Source organism: Streptomyces yokosukanensis, from assembly GCF_001514035.1.
In the GTDB taxonomy this organism is placed as follows: Bacteria; Actinomycetota; Actinomycetes; order Streptomycetales; family Streptomycetaceae; genus Streptomyces; species Streptomyces yokosukanensis.
This window is the reverse complement of the sequence record NZ_KQ948214.1, coordinates 111,099-128,698: the sequence shown is the minus strand read 5'-3', so window position 1 is coordinate 128,698 and position 17,600 is coordinate 111,099. Positions and strand designations below refer to the sequence as shown.

At 73.8% G+C, this 17,600-nt stretch carries 16 protein-coding genes and 1 pseudogene; 15 read left to right on the top strand and 2 right to left on the bottom strand.

The genetic code is table 11. The annotated features are described in order from the left end of the window. Nucleotides 1–4 precede the first annotated feature (4 nt). Nucleotides 5–1,294: an ROK family transcriptional regulator gene (locus AQI95_RS22785; protein ID WP_067126687.1), complete on the bottom strand. Its 1,290-nt coding sequence runs from the start codon at nucleotides 1,292–1,294 to the stop codon at nucleotides 5–7. Between the two features lie 193 nt (nucleotides 1,295–1,487). On the opposite strand from AQI95_RS22785, the gene AQI95_RS22780 reads away from it, so the two are divergent. From AQI95_RS22780 to AQI95_RS22735, 10 genes are all read left to right on the top strand, one after another. Next, the gene (locus AQI95_RS22780) at nucleotides 1,488–2,804 is read left to right on the top strand and encodes an ABC transporter substrate-binding protein (RefSeq protein WP_067126684.1); all 1,317 of its coding nucleotides are present in this window, start codon (nucleotides 1,488–1,490) and stop codon (nucleotides 2,802–2,804) included. Between the two features lie 8 nt (nucleotides 2,805–2,812). Then, nucleotides 2,813–3,799 (top strand): carbohydrate ABC transporter permease, encoded by a 987-nt coding sequence (locus AQI95_RS22775; protein WP_067126681.1) that lies wholly within the window; start codon nucleotides 2,813–2,815, stop codon nucleotides 3,797–3,799. A 13-nt stretch (nucleotides 3,800–3,812) separates the two neighbouring features. Next, nucleotides 3,813–4,652 (top strand): carbohydrate ABC transporter permease, encoded by an 840-nt coding sequence (locus AQI95_RS22770; RefSeq protein ID WP_067126678.1) that lies wholly within the window; start codon nucleotides 3,813–3,815, stop codon nucleotides 4,650–4,652. A 38-nt stretch (nucleotides 4,653–4,690) separates the two neighbouring features. After that, nucleotides 4,691–6,055, top strand: coding sequence for a GH1 family beta-glucosidase (locus tag AQI95_RS22765; RefSeq protein WP_067126674.1), 1,365 nt, complete (start codon nucleotides 4,691–4,693; stop codon nucleotides 6,053–6,055). 157 nt (nucleotides 6,056–6,212) lie between these two features. Further along, nucleotides 6,213–6,392, top strand: a complete 180-nt coding sequence (locus tag AQI95_RS22760) for a hypothetical protein (RefSeq protein WP_067126671.1) — start codon at nucleotides 6,213–6,215, stop codon at nucleotides 6,390–6,392. Between the two features lie 28 nt (nucleotides 6,393–6,420). After that, entirely contained in the window at nucleotides 6,421–6,972 is a 552-nt protein-coding gene (locus tag AQI95_RS22755; RefSeq protein ID WP_425264894.1) for a GNAT family N-acetyltransferase, read from the top strand. 61 nt (nucleotides 6,973–7,033) lie between these two features. Beyond that, complete coding sequence (locus AQI95_RS22750) at nucleotides 7,034–8,533, top strand: ABC transporter substrate-binding protein (protein ID WP_067126665.1); 1,500 nt, start codon at nucleotides 7,034–7,036, stop codon at nucleotides 8,531–8,533. A 3-nt stretch (nucleotides 8,534–8,536) separates the two neighbouring features. After that, nucleotides 8,537–10,282: an ABC transporter permease subunit gene (locus AQI95_RS22745; RefSeq protein WP_067126662.1), complete on the top strand. Its 1,746-nt coding sequence runs from the start codon at nucleotides 8,537–8,539 to the stop codon at nucleotides 10,280–10,282. Between the two features lie 92 nt (nucleotides 10,283–10,374). Continuing rightward, complete coding sequence (locus AQI95_RS22740) at nucleotides 10,375–10,992, top strand: hypothetical protein (RefSeq protein ID WP_067126659.1); 618 nt, start codon at nucleotides 10,375–10,377, stop codon at nucleotides 10,990–10,992. Between the two features lie 44 nt (nucleotides 10,993–11,036). Further along, on the top strand, nucleotides 11,037–11,747 hold the full coding sequence (locus tag AQI95_RS22735; RefSeq protein ID WP_067126655.1) for a YcnI family protein: 711 nt from the start codon (nucleotides 11,037–11,039) through the stop codon (nucleotides 11,745–11,747). Nucleotides 11,748–11,820: 73 nt separating this feature from the next. Here the strand turns inward: AQI95_RS22735 and AQI95_RS22730 are convergent, their stop codons facing one another. Beyond that, a complete protein-coding gene (locus tag AQI95_RS22730) occupies nucleotides 11,821–12,582 on the bottom strand; it encodes a CDP-alcohol phosphatidyltransferase family protein (RefSeq protein ID WP_067126652.1) in 762 nt (253 codons plus the stop codon). Between the two features lie 106 nt (nucleotides 12,583–12,688). Between AQI95_RS22730 and AQI95_RS22725 the strand changes: the two genes are divergently transcribed. The 5 genes and pseudogenes from AQI95_RS22725 to AQI95_RS22705 all read left to right on the top strand — a co-directional run. After that, nucleotides 12,689–13,678 (top strand): zinc-dependent alcohol dehydrogenase, encoded by a 990-nt coding sequence (locus tag AQI95_RS22725; protein ID WP_067126649.1) that lies wholly within the window; start codon nucleotides 12,689–12,691, stop codon nucleotides 13,676–13,678. A 111-nt stretch (nucleotides 13,679–13,789) separates the two neighbouring features. Continuing rightward, complete coding sequence (locus AQI95_RS22720; protein WP_067126646.1) at nucleotides 13,790–14,188, top strand: 6-pyruvoyl trahydropterin synthase family protein; 399 nt, start codon at nucleotides 13,790–13,792, stop codon at nucleotides 14,186–14,188. After that, the gene (locus tag AQI95_RS22715) at nucleotides 14,185–15,384 is read left to right on the top strand and encodes a glycosyltransferase family 4 protein (RefSeq protein ID WP_067126643.1); all 1,200 of its coding nucleotides are present in this window, start codon (nucleotides 14,185–14,187) and stop codon (nucleotides 15,382–15,384) included. Before AQI95_RS22720 ends, AQI95_RS22715 begins: the two co-directional genes overlap by 4 nt. Nucleotides 15,385–15,410: 26 nt before the next feature. After that, nucleotides 15,411–16,364 carry a class I SAM-dependent methyltransferase gene (locus AQI95_RS22710; RefSeq protein ID WP_067127453.1) on the top strand — a complete coding sequence of 318 codons (954 nt, stop codon included), beginning with the start codon at nucleotides 15,411–15,413 and terminating at the stop codon, nucleotides 16,362–16,364. Next, nucleotides 16,361–17,596: pseudogene (locus AQI95_RS22705) on the top strand (lysylphosphatidylglycerol synthase transmembrane domain-containing protein); the annotation flags it as partial. The gene AQI95_RS22710 and the pseudogene AQI95_RS22705, both read left to right, overlap by 4 nt. Nucleotides 17,597–17,600: the final 4 nt, after the last annotated feature.

The following is a 17,600-nucleotide window of genomic DNA, read 5'->3' as shown; positions in this document are numbered from 1 at the left end:
CGGTTCACACCAGCCGCCCCTCCACCGCCGCCCGCCAGGCCGGTGCCGGCTGCGTGGCCGGCCCCGGCCGGGGCCGGTGGCCGCCGGCCGAGAAGAACGCGGCGAGGGGGAGGACCGCCGCGCCCACGGTCACCGCGTCCGGTCCGAGCCGGCCCAGCTCGATGCGGACCCGGCCCGCGGGGTGGCGCAGTGCCCTGGCCAGGGCGTGAGCGCGGACCCGGTCGAGGAAGGCGTCGCCGAGCAGCAGGCCGGCCCAGCCGCCGACCAGGACCCGCTCGGGCTGGAAGAGGTTGATGAGGTCGGACAGGCCGGCGCCGAGGTACTCGGCGGTCTCGGCGAGCACGGCCGAGGCCACCGGGTCCGCCTCCCGGCCGCCCTCGGGGCGGGCCGCGGCCAGCAGCTCGGTCAGGGCCCGCTCCTCGCCGGCCCCGCCCGACGGCCGCCCGCCCGCCTCCCGCCAGCGCGCCACCAGCGCCGACGCCCCGGCGTACGCCTCCAGGCAGCCGAGCGCGCCGCACCGGCAGCGGCGCCCCGCGACCCGTACCGTCAGATGCCCCCACTCCACCGACCGCCCCCGCGCCGCCTCCTCGCTGACGACGCACGCGCCGACACCCGAGCCGAACAGCACCACGACGGCGTTGCGGGCGCCGCGGCCCCCGCCGAACCACATCTCCGCCTGCCCCAGCGCCTTGGCGCCGTTGTCGATGAAGTACGGCACATGCGACGGGAGCCGCCCCGAGGCGCGCAGCAGCCGCTCCAGCGGTACGGCGTCCCAGCCGACCGTCTGGCCGTGCACGACCGCGCCCCGCGGCCCGCCGTCCTCGACGATGCCGGGCACGCCCACGCCGACGCCGAGCAGCTCGCCCGGCGCGAGCCCGGCCGTGCCGAGGACGTCCGCGATCCCGTCCGCGACATGGCCGACGACACTCTCGACGTCGTAGCCCCGTGGCCCCAACGGGCGTTCCATGCGGGCGAGTTCGGCAAGCCCCAGATCGAGCAGCTCCACCCGTACGCCGGTCTCGCCGACGTCCACCCCGATCAGCCGCCCGCTGTCCGGCCGTACCCGCAGCAGCCGGCTCGGCCGGCCGGCCTCCGCGCCGACCACACCCGCCTCCTCCACCAGGCCGTCGGCGAGCAGTCCGGTCACGACGTTGCTGACGGAGCCCGAACTCAGCCCGGTCGCCGGACCCAGTGCGTGCCGGCTCATCGGACCGTCGACATACAACCGTTGCAGAACGGCGCCGCGACTCTCCCGCCGCAGGTCACGCACCGTACGGCCGCCCAGCGCTGCCACCTGGCCTCCCAGTTCTCCGCGGTTTTCCGGCCCGCCCGTCCGTTTGCCGCTGCCGCATCCCTTGACGAGCGTTTCTCTTGAGGTTTAACTCACGTCCTAAATTAAGCCATGAGGGGCTTCGGGGGGCGAACGGGTGTCGACCCCCGTGAGCAGCCTCGGGGTTCTCGACTCCCGGAAAGGGACACCAGGAGCCATGCGCAGCATCCGAGCCGCGGCCACAGGCGCCGTCACCCTGTCTCTCGTCCTCGCGGCCACGGCCTGCGGAGGCGGCTCGTCCAGCGGCGGCGGGTCCGACGACTCGCCGAAGACGCTGACGTACTGGGCCTCCAACCAGGGCGCCAGCGTGGCCGTCGACAAGCAGGTCCTCCAGCCCGAACTCGACAAGTTCCAGAAGACCACCGGGATCAAGGTGAAGCTGGAGGTCGTGCCCTGGCCCGACCTGCTCAACCGGATCCTCACCGCCACCACCTCCGGCCAGGGCCCGGACGTGCTGAACATCGGCAACACCTGGAGCGCCTCCCTGCAGGCGACCGGCGCGCTGCTGCCGTGGGACACGAAGAACTTCGCCAAGATCGGCGGCAAGGACCGGTTCGCCGGGACCGCGCTCGGCTCGACCGGCGCGGCGGGCAAGGACCCGGCCGCGGTCCCGCTGTACTCGATGGCGTACGCCCTCTACTACAACAAGAAGATCTTCGCCGACGCCGGTGTCTCCAAGCCCCCGGCCACCTGGGACGAACTGGCGGCCGACAGCAGGAAGATCCAGGCCAAGGGCAAGTCGCCGCTCGGCGCCGAGGGTTCGAACCTGTCGGAGAACATCCACCACGTCTTCGTCTTCGCCAAGCAGCACGGCGCCGACTTCTTCACCGCGGACGGCAAGCCGGACTTCACCGACCCCAAGGTGGTGGACGCGGTCAAGAGCTACGTCGACCTGATGGCCAAGGACAAGGTCATACCGGCCGGTGACGCCGAGTACGCGCAGAACCAGTCCGTCAGCGACTTCGCCAAGGGCAAGCAGGCGATGCTGCTGTGGCAGTCCGCCGCCGCCAACCTCACGTCCCAGGGCATGAGCGAGGACGCCTACGGCATCGCACCGGTACCGGTGATCTCCGGCACCCCCGGCACCGGCACTCAGGTCAACTCGGCGGTCATGGGCATCAACCTGGCCGTCTTCAAGAACACCCACAACCTCGACGGCGCCACGCGGTTCGTGAAGTTCATGACCTCCGACGACGAGCAGAAGATCCTCAACAAGGCCTACAGCTCCATCCCGCCGGTCACATCCGCCCAGGCGGACCCCGCGTTCGCCGGACCCGCCACCGCGGTGCTGAAGAACACCCTCGCCACCAGCGCGGCCGCCCTGCCGCAGGTCGCCTCCGAATCACAGTTCGAGACGACGGTCGGTACGGCCGTCAAGAACCTGTTCGCCGACGCCGCCGCCGGACGTGCGGTGACCAGCGACTCGGTCAAGGCCGAGCTGCAGAAGGCCCAGCAGCAGATGCCGGCGGCGTGAGCGAGAACATGACGACCACCGCATTCAAGGAGCCGGTGCGGCAGGCACCGTCCGGTGCGGCGGGGCGCGAATCCCGCCGCACCGGACGGCTGCGCCGCGTCACCCTGCCGTATCTGCTGCTCCTGCCCGCCCTGCTGCTCGAACTCCTCGTCCACCTGGTGCCGATGGTCATCGGCATCGTGATGAGCTTCAAGGAACTCACCCAGTTCTACATCCGCGACTGGGGCACGGCCCCCTGGTCCGGCCTCGGCAACTACAAGGTGTCGGTTGACTTCGACGCGCCCGTCGGGAACGCGCTGCTGCACTCGTTCCTCGTCACCGTCGGCTTCACCCTGCTGTCGGTCGCCCTGTGCTGGCTGATCGGCACCGCCGCCGCGATCTTCATGCAGGACACCTTCCGCGGCCGCGGACTGCTCAGGGCGCTGTTCCTGGTGCCCTACGCGCTGCCCGTCTACGCGGCCGTCATCACCTGGGTGTTCATGTTCCAGCACGACAACGGCCTGGTGAACCACGTCCTGCACGACCAGCTGCACCTCACCGACAAGCCGGCCTTCTGGCTCCTCGGCGACAACAGCTTCTACGCGCTGCTCACCGTCTCGGTGTGGAAGGGCTGGCCGTTCGCCTTCCTCATCGTGATGGCCGGACTGCAGAACATCCCCAAGGAGCTGTACGAGGCCGCCGCGCTGGACGGTACCGGGATGTGGCAGCAGATCCGCCGGATCACCCTGCCCTCGCTGCGCCCGGTCAACCAGGTGCTGGTCCTCGTGCTGTTCCTGTGGACCTTCAACGACTTCAACACGCCGTACGTGCTGTTCGGCAAGTCCGCGCCCGAGGCCGCCGACCTCATCTCCGTGCACATCTACCAGGCGTCATTCGTCACCTGGAACTTCGGTACCGGTTCCGCGATGTCCGTCCTGCTGCTGCTCTTCCTGCTCGTCGTGACGGGCCTGTACCTGCTGTTCACCTCACGCGGACGGAGGGCCGCCGATGTCTAGCGTCCGCTCACCGATGGCGCCGCCGCGCTCGTTCCTGTGGTCCCGGCGGATCTTCCTGACCCTGCTCACCGGGTTCGTGCTGATCCCCGTGTACGTGATGGTCTCCAGCTCGCTGAAGCCGCTCGCGGACGTGACCGGCAAGTTCCGCTGGCTGCCGAGCGGCCTGACCGTCCGGCCGTACATCGACATCTGGTCGACGGTCCCGCTCGCGAAGTACTTCATGAACTCGGTGATCGTGGCGGGCGCGGCGACGATCCTCTCGGTCGTCATCGCGGTGTTCGCCGCCTACGCCGTCAGCCGCTACGAATTCCGCGGCAAGCGGGTGTTCACGGTGACCGTGCTGTCGACGCAGATGTTCCCGGGCATCCTCTTCCTGCTCCCGCTGTTCCTGCTCTACGTCAACATCGGCAACGCCACCGGCATCGCCCTGTTCGGCTCCCGCGGCGGCCTGATCCTCACCTACCTCACCTTCTCGCTGCCGTTCTCCATCTGGATGCTGATCGGCTACTTCGACTCGGTGCCGCGCGACCTGGACGAGGCGGCGCTGGTCGACGGCTGCGGCCCGCTCGGCGCGCTGCTGAGGATCGTCGTACCGGCCGCGATCCCCGGCATCGTCGCGGTCGCCGTCTACGCCTTCATGACCGCGTGGGGCGAGGTGCTCTTCGCATCCGTCATGACCGACGACACCACCCGCACCCTCGCCGTCGGCCTCCAGGGCTACTCCACCCTCTACAACGTCTACTGGAACCAGATCATGGCCGCCTCGCTGGTCGTCAGCGTGCCCGTGGTGGCCGGCTTCCTGCTGCTGCAGCGCTATCTCGTCACCGGCCTGACGGCAGGTGCCGTCAAGTGACCCGAGTGAGCGACACCCCGTACCCCGAAGGGACTTCCGTGTCCGAACGCATCGACCTCGCCGCCCTCCCGCACGACTTCCTGTGGGGCACGGCCACCGCGGCGTACCAGATCGAGGGAGCCGTCGCCGAGGACGGCCGTACGCCCTCGATCTGGGACACCTTCTCGCACACCCCGGGGAAGATCGCGAACGGCGACACCGGCGACGTCGCCTGCGACCACTACCACCGCTGGCGCGAGGACCTCGCCCTGATGCGGCGGCTCGGCGTCAACGCCTACCGGCTCTCCCTCTCCTGGCCCCGCGTGCTGCCCGGCGGCACCGGCCTGGTCAACGCCGAGGGCCTCGCCTTCTACGACCGGCTGGTGGACGCCCTGCTGGAGGCGGGCATCACCCCGTCCGTCACGCTCTACCACTGGGACCTGCCGCAGGTGCTGCAGGACCGCGGCGGCTGGCCCGAGCGGGACACCGCCTTCGCGCTCGCCGAGTACGCCTCGGCCGTCGCCGCCCGCCTCGGCGACCGCGTGAGGCTGTGGGCCACCCTCAACGAGCCCAGCTGCTCGGCGTGGATCGGCCACCTGGAGGGCAAGATGGCCCCCGGCTGGACGGACCTGACCGCCGCCGTACGCGCCTCCTGCCATCTGCTGCTCGGCCACGGCCTCGCCACCCAGGCGATCCGCGCCGCCGCCCCGGGCGCGCAGGTCGGCATCGTCAACAACCTCTCCACCGTGCACGCGGCCTCGGACCGCCCCGAGGACGTCGCGGCCGCCCACCGCCACGACGGCCATGTCAACCGCTGGTGGCTCGACCCGGTGCACGGCCGCGGCTTCCCGGCCGACATGGTCGAGACGTACGGTGTCGAACTCCCGCTCCGCAAAGGCGACCTGGCGACGATCGCGACGCCCCTGGACTGGCTCGGCCTGAACTACTACTTCCCGGCGTACGTCACCGACGCCCCCGAAGGGCCGGCGCCGTACGTCCGCTCGGTGCGCCGCGAGGGCGTGCCGCGGACCGGCATGGACTGGGAGATCGACGCGAGCGGCATCGAGACCCTGCTGCTGCGGCTCACCGAGGAGTACGGCGCCCGGAAGATCTACGTCACCGAGAACGGCTCCGCCTTCCCCGACGTGGTCCGCCCCGACGGCAGCGTCGACGATCCCGAGCGCCAGGACTACCTGGAGACCCATCTGGCCGCCTGTGCCTCCGCCGCCCGCAAGGGAGCCCCGCTGGCCGGCTACTTCGCCTGGTCCCTGCTGGACAATTTCGAGTGGGCGTACGGCTATGACAAGCGGTTCGGCCTCGTCCATGTCGACTACCGCACCCAGGTGCGCACGATCAAGGGCAGCGGCCACCGGTACGCGGACATCGTCCGCGTCCACCGCGGCCGGTCGCGCCGGGCCGCCTGAGCCGGGCCCGGCGCGCCCCGGCCGCCCGGGGCCAACGGCAGGTCGGCGGGTGGGCCCAAGGTCGGCACCAAGAGTCGACCAACGCCCCTGACCTGCCCTTTCCCATCGGAGGACGCTGAAGAAGAAAGGTTCAGACCTCACACCACCTGGAACAGCCATGCCTGCCGTACACGAAGCGACGACGAAGGTCGCCGGGCAGCCGCAGCCGTACGACTACGACCTCGCCCAGTACCGGCCCGGCCGGGACATCACCGACTGGGAACCCGAGAACGAGCTCTTCTGGAAATCCGCGAGGAGCCGCCCGGCCCTGTGGTGCGCGCGGCGTCGGGTGCGGTGATCATTCCTGGCGACTTACTGCATATGATGTGCAAGTGCGCTCAATCTGCATCAGGCCAGCATTGCTCACCGACCTCGACGGTGCCAGGTCCGTCATGCTCGACACCGTCTACCGGGACTTCGGGACCGGGTACGTGCCCCGGTGGCACGGGGACGTCGTGGATCCGGAGCGGGCCTATCTCGGGTCCGCGCGGCACACGTTGCTCGTCGCGGTCGACGAGGGGGGAGAGGTGGTCGGGACCGGGGCACTGGATGCGCGGGGGCCGGGGTGTCCGCCGAATCCGGGCTGGCTGGCGGAGCGGTATCCGTCGGGGACGACCGCTCAGTTGCGCCGGGTGTACGTGCGGCCCGGGCACCGGCGGCGGGGGATCGCGCGTGAACTCGTGGGGCGGCTGTTGGAGTTCGCCGCCGCCGACGGAGGGTACCGGGCCGTCTACCTGCACACCGATCCGGCCGTGCCCGGTGCCGAGGCGTTCTGGAGTTCGCTGGGCAAGGTCGTGCTCGACGAGCGCGAGGAACCCGGCGGTGGGCAGGGGATCGTGCATTTCGAGCTGCCCCTGAGGGTGGGGAGCGCGGATTGATGAAAATGATTGTCATGTAATCTTTGGCTGACCTTCGCCTGTACGACCCGAACCGAGGACCATGTCTTTCCCGCGCCCCCTGCGACGCCCCCGGCTGCTCGCCGCCCTTCTGCTCACCCCCGTGCTGGCGGGCTGCTTCGCCTCCGGCGCGGCCGACGGTCGCGCCGGAGGCGCCGCTCGGCTGCGGGTAGCGCTCGCCTTTCCGCCCGCCGAGCAGCTCTCCCCGTACGGCGCCGACGGCACCATCCTCAGCCGGCTCGGCATCACCGAGTCGCTGACGGCCCTCGGCGGCAACGGTGCCGCCGCGCCCGCCCTCGCCTCCTCCTGGCGGCAGGAGGGCGCCCGCAGTTGGCTCTTCACGCTGCGCGAGGCCACCTTCCACGACGGGACCGACGTCACCGCGCAGACCGTCGCCGCCTCGCTCGCCCGAGCCGGCCGGGCCGAGCCCGCCCCGGCCGCCATGTCCGGGATCTCGCTCACCGCCCAGGCCGTCGACCGGCACCGGGTGCGCATCACCACCGGCCGGCCCGACCCCATCCTGCCGCTGCGCCTGTCCAGCCCCGGCCTCGCCGTGCTGTCCGCCCGGGCGTACGCGCACAAGGGCGCCGTCGACCCGGTCGGCAGCGGCACCGGACCCTTCGTGCTGAAGAAGGTGAACGGCACCACCTCCGCGACCCTCGACCGGTACGACGGCTACTGGGGCGGCCGTGCCCGGGCCACCGGCATCGACGTCCGCTTCATCGCCGACGGCACCGCCCGCACCAACGCCCTGCGCAGCGGTGACACCGACATCGCCGAGGCGGTGCCCGTCGCCCAGGCCGCCACCCTCGCGAAGGCGACGCGCCGGGAGACCGCCACCGCGCGCACGACCAGCCTGCTGCTCAACTCCCGTTCCGGGCCGTTCCGGGACGCCGGGCTGCGGGCCGCCGCCCGCGCCGCCGTCGACACCTCCGGCCTCGCCCGGGGCGTGTACGAGGGGCACGCGGATCGCGGAGCCGGGATCTACGGGCCCGCCGTCACCTGGGCCGAGGGCAAGCACCTCCGGCCGCAGGGCAGGGCCGCCGCGAAGCGGGCCGACGGGACGGCCGTCACCCTCGCCACCTACGACAACCGGCCCGAACTCCCCGAAGTCGCCCAGGTGTTGAAGCAGCAGCTGGAGAAGGCCGGATTCCGGGTGAAGCTCGTCGTGCGCGAGTACTCCCGGCTGGAGAGCGACGCGCTCGCCGGGAAGTTCGACGCCTTCGTGCTCGCCCGCAACAGCCTCGTCGACACCGGCGACCCCGTCGCCGTCCTCGCCGGCGACTACACCTGCGACGGCGGCTACAACCTGGCCCTGCTGTGCGACCGCGCCGTCGACCGGGCCGTCGCCGCCGCCGAGCGCGCAGCCGACCCCGCCGAGCGGCGGACCGCCGCGCTGCGCGCCGAGGCCGCGATCCTCGGCACCGACACCGTCGTACCGCTGGTCCACCAGCGTGTCGTCACCGGCGTCGGCAGCGCGGTCGAGGGAGTGCTCCTCGACCCGTACGAGCGCACCCTCATCGGCACCGGCACCCGGCGCTGAGCGATGCGCACCCTGCTGTGGCGAGGCACGCTCGCCGGTGCCCTGGTGTGTGGGATCGGGCTGCTGCCGTGGCTCGCGCGCACCGATCCCGCGCTCACCGTCCTCAAGGCCCGCGCCCAGGACCGCGACCCGGACCCCGAGGTCCTGGCCGCCATCCGCGGGCAACTGCACCTGGACGAGGGGCCATTGGGGCTGCTCGGACGATGGCTCGGCGGGCTGGCGCGCGGGGACGCCGGGCGGTCCTGGATCTCCGGCGCCGACGTCGGGCCGACCGTCCTCCAGGCGCTCGGCGCCTCCCTGCTGCTGATGGCCGTCGCCCTGTGCTTCGCCGTCTGCACCGCCGCCGCGGTGTGCGCCCGCACCCTGAGCCACGGCGGCCGGGACCGGTCCGGCGGCACCGGCTCCGCCGTGCTCGCCGCGCTTCCGGAGTTCCTCACCGCCTCCGTCCTCGCCACCGTCGTCGGCGTACAGCTCGGCTGGCTGCCCGCCCTCGGTTGGTACGGGCCGCAGTACACCGTGCTGCCCGCCCTCGCCCTCGGCCTGCCCGTCGGCGCCGTCCTCGGCCGGCTCCTGGACGACCAGTTGCCCGGTGCCTTCGCCGAACCCTGGGTGCGGGCCGCCGTGGCCCGCGGACTGCCCGCGCGGCGGATCGCCCGGCAGGCGGTGCGGCGCGTACTGCCCGGACTGCTGCCCAACACCGCGCTGTTCGTCGTCGGCATGACCGGCGGCGCCGTCGCCGTCGAGCAGATCTTCGACATCCCCGGACTCGGGCGCACCACCCTCCAGGCCGCCCTCGCCCAGGACCTGCCCGTCCTGCAGACCGGCACCCTCGCCCTGGTGCTCCTCGCGGCCCTCGCCGCCGGCCTCGCCCGGCTCGGCATGCGGCTGCTCATCGGCCCCGCGCTGCGCGACGGCGCCCTGCCCGCCCTGCACCGCCCCGCCGGATCCACCCGGCGCGGGACGCCCCTCGTCCTCGCCGCCGCCCTGCTGGCCGTCCTCGGTGCCGGACTGCCCCGCGACCCGCTCGCCGTGGACACCCGCGCCCGCCTCCGACACCCCTCGGCCGCCCACCCGTTCGGCACCGACGCACTCGGCCGCGACCTGCTCGCCCGCATCGCCCACGGCGCTCTCGACACCCTCCTGCTCGCCCTCGCCATCAGCGCCGCCACGCTGCTCGCCGGGCTGCTGCTCGGACTGCTGCCCCGGCTGTCCGGGCCGCTCGTGGACACCGTCAACGCCGTGCCGCCGGTGCTCGCCGCGCTTCTCGTCACCGCCGTCGCCGGCGGCGGCCCCGCCACCCCCGCACTCGCCGTCGCCGCCGTGGCCTGGGCCCCGCTGGCCGCGCACACCTCCGCCCTGCTGCGGCAGGAACGCGCGGCCCTGCACCTGACCGCCACCCGCGCACTCGGCGCCGGCCGCTGGTACCTGCTGCGCCACGAACTGCTGCCCGCCGTCCTCCCGCCCGTCACCCGGCACGCCCTGCTGCGGCTGCCCGGCACCGCCCTCGCCCTCGCCTCGCTCGGCTTCCTCGGCCTCGGCGCCCAGCCGCCGTCCCCCGAATGGGGCCACCTCCTCGCCGAGAACCAGCCCTACGCCGAACGCGCCCCCTGGACGGTCCTCGCCCCGGCCGCCGTGCTCGCCCTGCTCGGCGCACTCGCGGTGACGGCGGCGACGACGCCCGCGGGCCGGCGGCGACCGCAACTCTCCATGGGGCGCGAGACCGTACGGCGGGGCCCTGTGGACGGGTAGCGGGGCCCCCGTGGACGTGCGGCCGCGCATCCGGCGTTTGAACACGGCGTCCGTCCCCCACGTACGACACGGACGTGGGAGGATCCCTCACCATGAGCGCGTCCCCGGCGGTGAGAGGACTGCGCGCCGCCGTGTTCGCCGCGGTGTGCGTGCTGCTCGCTGCCGCCGGGCACGGACTCGCCATGGGCGACATGCCGCCGCTGTGGGCCGACGCGGCCGGGTTCCTCGCCGTACTCGCCCTCGGCTGGGTACTGGGCGAACGGGAGCGGTCGCTGTCCGGCATCGGCACCGCCATGCTGCTCACCCAGGCCGGCCTGCACCTCGGCTTCGACGCCGCCCACCGCGGCACCGGGCGGACGGCCGTCCCCCACATGGCAGCCATGCCGGGCCACGCCATGGCCGCCATGCACATCCACACGGCAGCCCCGGCCCACCCGCACAACACCGTGCACGCCACCGCCGCCCATCTCCTCGCCGCGCTGGTCGCCTCCTGGTGGCTGCGGCGCGGCGAGGCCGCCCTGTGGTCGCTGCTGCGCCGGGCCGCGACCCTCCTGCCCGGCCTCACCGCCTGGTGGCGCGACACCCCGCTGCCCGCCCCCGCCGGCCGCGGCCCGCGTGTCCCGGCCGCCCCCGAAGCACCCCGCCCGACCCTGCTGCGGCACACCGTCAGCCGGCGCGGACCCCCGGCCCCGATCCCGTACTCGCACTGACCGACCCTGTCCCACACGTCACTCGTACGGAGATCGACTCACCCATGTCCGCAACACGTCTCACCGTGCGCCGTGCCGGAACCGTCGCCGCCGTCGCCACCACCACCGTTCTGCTCGCCGCCGGTGCCGCCTTCGCGCATGTCACCGTCCACCCCGACAGCTACGCCGAGGGAGCCACCGACGGCGTGCTGACCTTCCGGGTCCCCAACGAGGAGGACACCGCCTCCACCACCAAGGTGCAGGTCTTCCTGCCCACCGACCACCCCGTCCTCGGCGTCCTCGTCCACCCGCAGGACGGCTGGACCGCCAAGGTGACCACCACCAAGCTCAAGACGCCGGTCAAGACCGACGACGGCACCATCACCGAGGCGGCCTCCGAGATCACCTTCAGCGGAGGGAGGATCGGCGCCGGGCAGTACGAGGACTTCGACGTCGCCTTCGGCCAACTGCCCGACAACACCGACCGGTTGGTCTTCAAGACACTGCAGACCTACTCCGACGGCAAGGTCGTGCGCTGGATCGAGGAGCCGACCGGCGGCGACGAGCCGGAGAACCCCGCCCCGGTGCTGAAGCTGACGTCGGGTGACGCCAGTGCCGCACCCGCGCCCGCCAAGACCGCCGCCGCCACCACCACGGCGGCCGACGCGAGCGACTCCACCGCCCGCGGACTCGGCATCGCCGGGCTCGTCGTCGGTGTCCTCGGCCTCGCGGCCGCCGCGTTCGCGCTCCTGCGCAGCCGAGGCGCACGGTCGTAACCCCCCGAAACCGATGGCACGGGGCCCGGACCGGCAACCCGGTCCGGGCCCCGCGCCGTGCCGGGGTCCGACGTCAGCGCGCCGCCAGCTCCAGCAACTCCGCCGTGACCGGCGCCTCCACGGGCGTGCGGGAGGTACGCCACAGCCAGCGCACGTCCCGGCCGAAGGACCACAGCAGCGAGCCCAGGGCCACCGTCACGACCGCGAGGTTGGCCAGGTGGGGGAGCAGCTCGGCGCCCGCCAGGAGCAGGGCGATGCCCTGGACCGCGGCGACGGTCTTGCGGGCGAAGGACGGCGGCAGCGGGGCGTTCAGCCAGGGGGCCAGACGGGCCGCGGCGAGGAAGGCGTAGCGCATCCCGCCGATCAGCAGCACCCACGGCCCGAGCTGCATGGCCACGTACACGCTCAGCACCAGGATCAGGAACGCGTCGACCTCCATGTCGAAGCGGGCGCCGAGCGCCGTCGACGTACCGGTGCGGCGGGCCACCTTGCCGTCGACGCCGTCCAGAAGCAGCGCGACCGCGGTCAGACCGACCAGCAGGGTCACCGGCGGCGCGCTCTCGAAGGAGTCCGCGACCAGCGCGGTCACCCCGCCCACCAGGGTCGCCCGGCCGAGCGTGACACGGTTCGCGGGGCCGAAGGTGCGCAGGCAGGAACGGTGCAGGGCGCGGGACAGCACCGCCCAGGTGGCGAACGCGAATGCCAGCCCCGTCAGCCAGCCGGCCGGCCCCATGCCTATCGCCATGCCGAGCAGGGCGAGCAGCAGCAGCTGCACGCCCGCTCCCACAGCGGTCTCCTGCTGGGGCCTCGCGTCATATGTGTTGTTCAGGGCCACCGCACACCCTCCGGCCGAGTGACAGAGTCGATCACGCCGCGTACTGTGCGCGGCCTGTGCACTTCTCGGTACGTGAACAACTTGCCTACTGTTCAGGAGGATGCCGATGAACCGCTCGGCCCGCGCGTTCTGGCTGCGCTCACCCGGCCACGGCGAGCTGCGCGACCTCACCCTCGCGGCTCCCGCCGAGGGCGAGGTCCTGGTACGCGCCCTGTACTCCGGGGTGAGCCGCGGCACGGAGACCCTCGTCTTCGGCGGCGGAGTGCCGCACAGCCAACACGCCGTGATGCGCGCGCCGTTCCAGGAGGGCGACTTCCCGGGCCCGGTGAAGTACGGCTACCTCAGCGTCGGCACGGTGGAGGAGGGCCCGGCTGAGCTGATCGGGCGTACGGTCTTCTGCCTGTATCCGCATCAGAGCCGCTACGTCGTTCCGGTGAACGCCGTGACCGTCGTGCCCGAGCGGGTGCCCGCCTCGCGGGCCGTGCTCGCCGGGACCGTGGAGACCGCCGTGAACGCCCTGTGGGACGCGACGCCGCTGATCGGCGACCGGATCGCGGTGGTCGGCGGCGGCATGGTCGGCTGCTCGGTGGCCGCCCTGCTCGCCCGCTTCCCCGGCGTCCGGCTGCAGCTCGTCGACGCCGACCCGGCCCGCGCCAAGACCGCCGAGGCGCTCGGCGTGGACTTCGCGACACCCGCCGACGCCCTCGGCGACTGCGACCTGGTCGTGCACGCCAGCGCCAGCGAAGCCGGCCTCACCCGCGCCCTGCAGCTCCTCGCCCCCGAGGGCACCGTCGTCGAGCTGAGCTGGTACGGCGACCGGCGCGTCGCCCTGCCGCTCGGCGAGGCCTTCCACTCCCGCCGGCTCACCCTGCGCAGCAGCCAGGTCGGCACCGTCTCGCCGGCCGCCCGGCCCGGCCGCGACTACGCCGACCGGATGGCGCTCGCCCTCGACCTGCTCGCCGACCCGGCACTGGACGCCCTCATCACCGGGGAGAGCGCTTTCGAGCAACTCCCGGAGGTCATGCCGAAGCTCGCGGCGGGCGAGATTCCCGCCCTGTGCCACCGGATCCGGTACGCCGAGACGGGTCTGACCTGAGAAAAGAGTGAGACAGGGCTGAACGCGGGGAAGCGAAGAGCCGTACTACACGGCATCCCCCGCCGGGTAAGGACAGGGGGACCAGACGCGTCGTACCTGGAGGGTCGTCCGTTGTTCAGCATCACCGTCCGCGATCACATCATGATCGCCCACAGCTTCCGCGGCGAGGTGTTCGGGCCCGCGCAGCGCCTGCACGGCGCCACGTTCCTCGTGGACGCCACCTTCCGCCGCGAGCAGCTGGACGAGGACAACATCGTGGTCGACATCGGCCTGGCCACGCAGGAACTGGGGGGCATCACCGCCGAGCTGAACTACCGCAACCTCGACGACGAACCCGAGTTCGCCGGCATCAACACCTCCACCGAGTTCCTCGCCAAGGTCATCGCCGACCGGCTCGCCGAACGCGTCCACAAGGGCGCACTCGGCGAGGGCGCCAGGGGGCTCGCCGGCATCGCGGTCACCCTGCACGAGTCGCACATCGCCTGGGCGAGTTACGAGCGTGGCCTGTGACCGGGGCGACCACACAGCGGGCGCGCCTGACGTACGTGCCGGCCCAGCCCACCGCCGACGCCCGGCCCACCGCCGTCGAGGAGGCGGGAATCGTCCCCATGTCGCTGCGCACCGTGCACTTCGTCCTGCCGGGCGGCGTCGACGACCCGGCCGCGCCCAGCGGCGGCAACGCCTACGACCGCCGGATCTGCCTGGACCTGCCCGGCTTCGGCTGGGAGGTCGCCCGGCACACCGTGCCCGGCACCTGGCCGCGCCCCGACCGGACCGCCGGGGACCACCTCGCCCGCACCCTGGACGCCCTGCCGGACGACGCGGTCGTCCTGCTGGACGGGCTCGTCGCCTGCGGCGTCCCCGAGCTGGTCGCCCCGCACACCGACCGGCTGCGCCTGGCCGTCCTCGTCCATCTGCCGCTCGGCGACGAGACCGGCCTCGCCCCGGCCGACGCCGCCGACCTCGACGCCCGCGAACGCGCCGTGCTGCGCGCCGTCCCCGCGGTCGTCGCGACCAGCGACTGGGCGGTGCGCCGGCTCGTCGCCCACCACGGACTCGCCCCGGAACGGGTGCATGCCGCCACGCCCGGCGCCGACATCGCGCCGCTCGCGCCCGGCACCGACGGCGTCTCCCGGCTGCTGTGCGTGGCCGCCGTCACCCCGCGCAAGGGGCAGCACCGGCTCGTGGAGGCACTCGCGGCGGTCCAGGACCTGCCCTGGACCTGCGAGTTGGTCGGCGGACTCGGCCACGACCCGGCCTACGTCGACCGGCTGCGGGCCCTCATCGACCGCCGCGGCCTCACCGACCGGGTGCGCCTGACCGGCCCGCGCTGCGGGGCGGACCTCGACGCCGTGTACGCCGCCGCCGACCTGATGGTCCTCACCTCCTACGCGGAGACCTACGGCATGGCCGTCACCGAAGCCCTGGCCCGCGGCATCCCGGTGCTCGCCACCGACGTGGGCGGAGTGCCGGAGGCGGTCGGCCGCGCCCCCGACGGCGGGGTGCCCGGCATCCTCGTCCCGCCGGAGGACCCGGCCGCGTTCGCCGCCGAACTGCGCGGCTGGTTCGGCGAGCCCGACGTGCGCCGCCGGCTCAAGGCCGCGGCCCGTGGCCGCCGCGCCGCGCTCGACGGCTGGGCCGCCACCGCCCGCAGCCTGGCCGGAGTCCTCGCCCGGCTCCCCGAAGCCCCGAGGAGGGCGGCATGAGCACGCCGGAGACCACGACGAACGGCATGGCGTCCCGCCCGGCTCACGGGGCGGGCGGGACGGACTCCTCGGTCGTCGCCGGGGCCGGGCCCGTCGGGCGTTCCGGCGAGCGGGCCACCGTACGGCTGCGGGACGGCGAACCCGAGGAAGCGCCGCGGTACGCCCCCGAATGGCTGCGGCTCAGGGAACCGGCCGACGCGGCCGCCCGGGCGCAGGCCCTGCTGGCTCCGCTGCGGGTCCGGCTGGCCGACCTGCCGGGCCGCACCGGCGCACTGGCCGTGCACGACCTGGGCTGCGGCACCGGCTCGATGGGCCGCTGGCTCGCGCCGCGCCTCGACGGCGCCCAGCACTGGGTCCTGCACGACCACGACCCCTACCTGCTGCACTTCGCCGCCGTGGCCTCCCCGCGCACCGCCGCCGACGGCAGCGGCGTCACCGTCGAGACGCGGCGCGGCGACGTGGCCCGGCTGACGTCGGACGCGCTGGCCGGCGCCTCGCTGGTCACCGCCTCCGCACTGCTCGACGTCCTCACCCGCGACGAGGTCGGTTCCCTCGCCGACGCCTGCGTGGGCGCGGGCTGCCCCGCACTGCTCACGCTGTCCGTCGTCGGACGCGTCGAACTCACCCCGGCCGACCCGCTGGACGCGGAGATCGCCGAGGCGTTCGACGCCCATCAGCGGCGCGCGGGACTGCTCGGCCCGGACGCGGTCGGCGTGGCCGGTGAGGCGTTCGCCGCACGCGGCGCCGCCGTACGGGTGCACCCGAGCCCGTGGCGGCTCGGCCCCGAGCAGGCGGCGCTGACCGAGCAGTGGCTGCGCGGCTGGGTGGGCGCCGCCGTGGAGGAGCGGCCCGAGCTGACCGACCGCGCCGAGCGCTATCTGCGGGACAGGCTCGCCGCCTGCGCGGCCGGCGGGCTGCGGGTCGTGGTCCACCACAGTGATCTGCTGGCCCTGCCCCGGCCGACGGACGGGGCGTCATGACGACGCGGCCGGCCGCGACGGAGCCGGAACGCCGGGTCACCGGCACGGGCGGCCACGCGCGCGTGACGCCCACGGGCACGGCCCACGCGCGCGTGTCCGACGCCGGCCCGGCGGGCGTGTGCGTGTACGGCGCCGGGACGCTCCACGCGCGCGTGCAGAACGCGGGCACGGGCCGCACGGCTCACAACCCCGGCGCCGGACTCGACGAACCGCCCCCCGCGGCGGCCGGAGCGGCACCGGCGGGTCGGGGACCGGCGTCCCCGCTGCCCGGGACCGCGCCCCCGCTCCCGGAGTCCGCCCCGTCGCATCCCCGGCCGCCGTCCCCCGACCCCGCGCCCGAAGCCGAACAGGCCCCCGCCCCCCGGCGCCCCGGAGCGCGCGCCCTGCGTACGCACTTCGGCACCTTCGTCGGCGTGGTCATCCTCGGCGCGCTGCTGTGGCGGCTCGGTACCGGGGTGCTGCTCGACGGGCTGCGGCGGATCGACACCGCGACGGTGTTGGTCGCGCTCGCCATCGGCCTGGTCACCACCGTGCTCAGCGCCTGGCGCTGGCAGTTGGTGGCCCGCGGCCTGCGCATCCGGCTGCCGCTCGGAGCCGCCGTCGCCGACTACTACCGGGCGCTGTTCCTGAACGCGGCACTGCCCGGCGGGATCCTCGGCGACGTGCACCGCGCGGTCCGGCACGGACAGAGCGCCGGTGATCTACGGCGCGGCGTCAAAGCGGTCGTCCTGGAACGCGTCGCGGGGCAGATCGCGCTGGCCGTGTTCGCCGCGGCGGTGCTGCCGACCCTGCCGTCCCCGGTCCGCGCCGACGCCCGCGACCTCGTGGCGCCGCTGGCGCTCGCGCTGGCCGGCGCACTCGCCGTAGGCCTCGCCGTCCGCATGAACCGTGCGCCCTCCCGCCGGGCCGGGCGCCTCGGCACCGCCCTCGGCGAGGTACGCCGGTGCCTGATGTCCCGCCGGAACGGACCGGGCATCGCGCTGTCCTCCGCCGTCGTCCTGGCCGGACACCTGGCGACGTTCGTCGTGGCCGCCCGGGTCGCCGGCTCCGCCGCCCCCGTCGCGGCGCTGGTCCCGCTCGCCGTCCTCGCCCTGGTCGCCATGGGACTGCCGCTGAACGTCGGCGGCTTCGGCCCCCGCGAGGGCGTGACCGCCTGGGCGTTCGGCGCCGCGGGACTCGGCGCGAGCACCGGTGTCGCCGTCGCCGTCGTGTACGGCGTGCTCAGCCTCGTGGCGA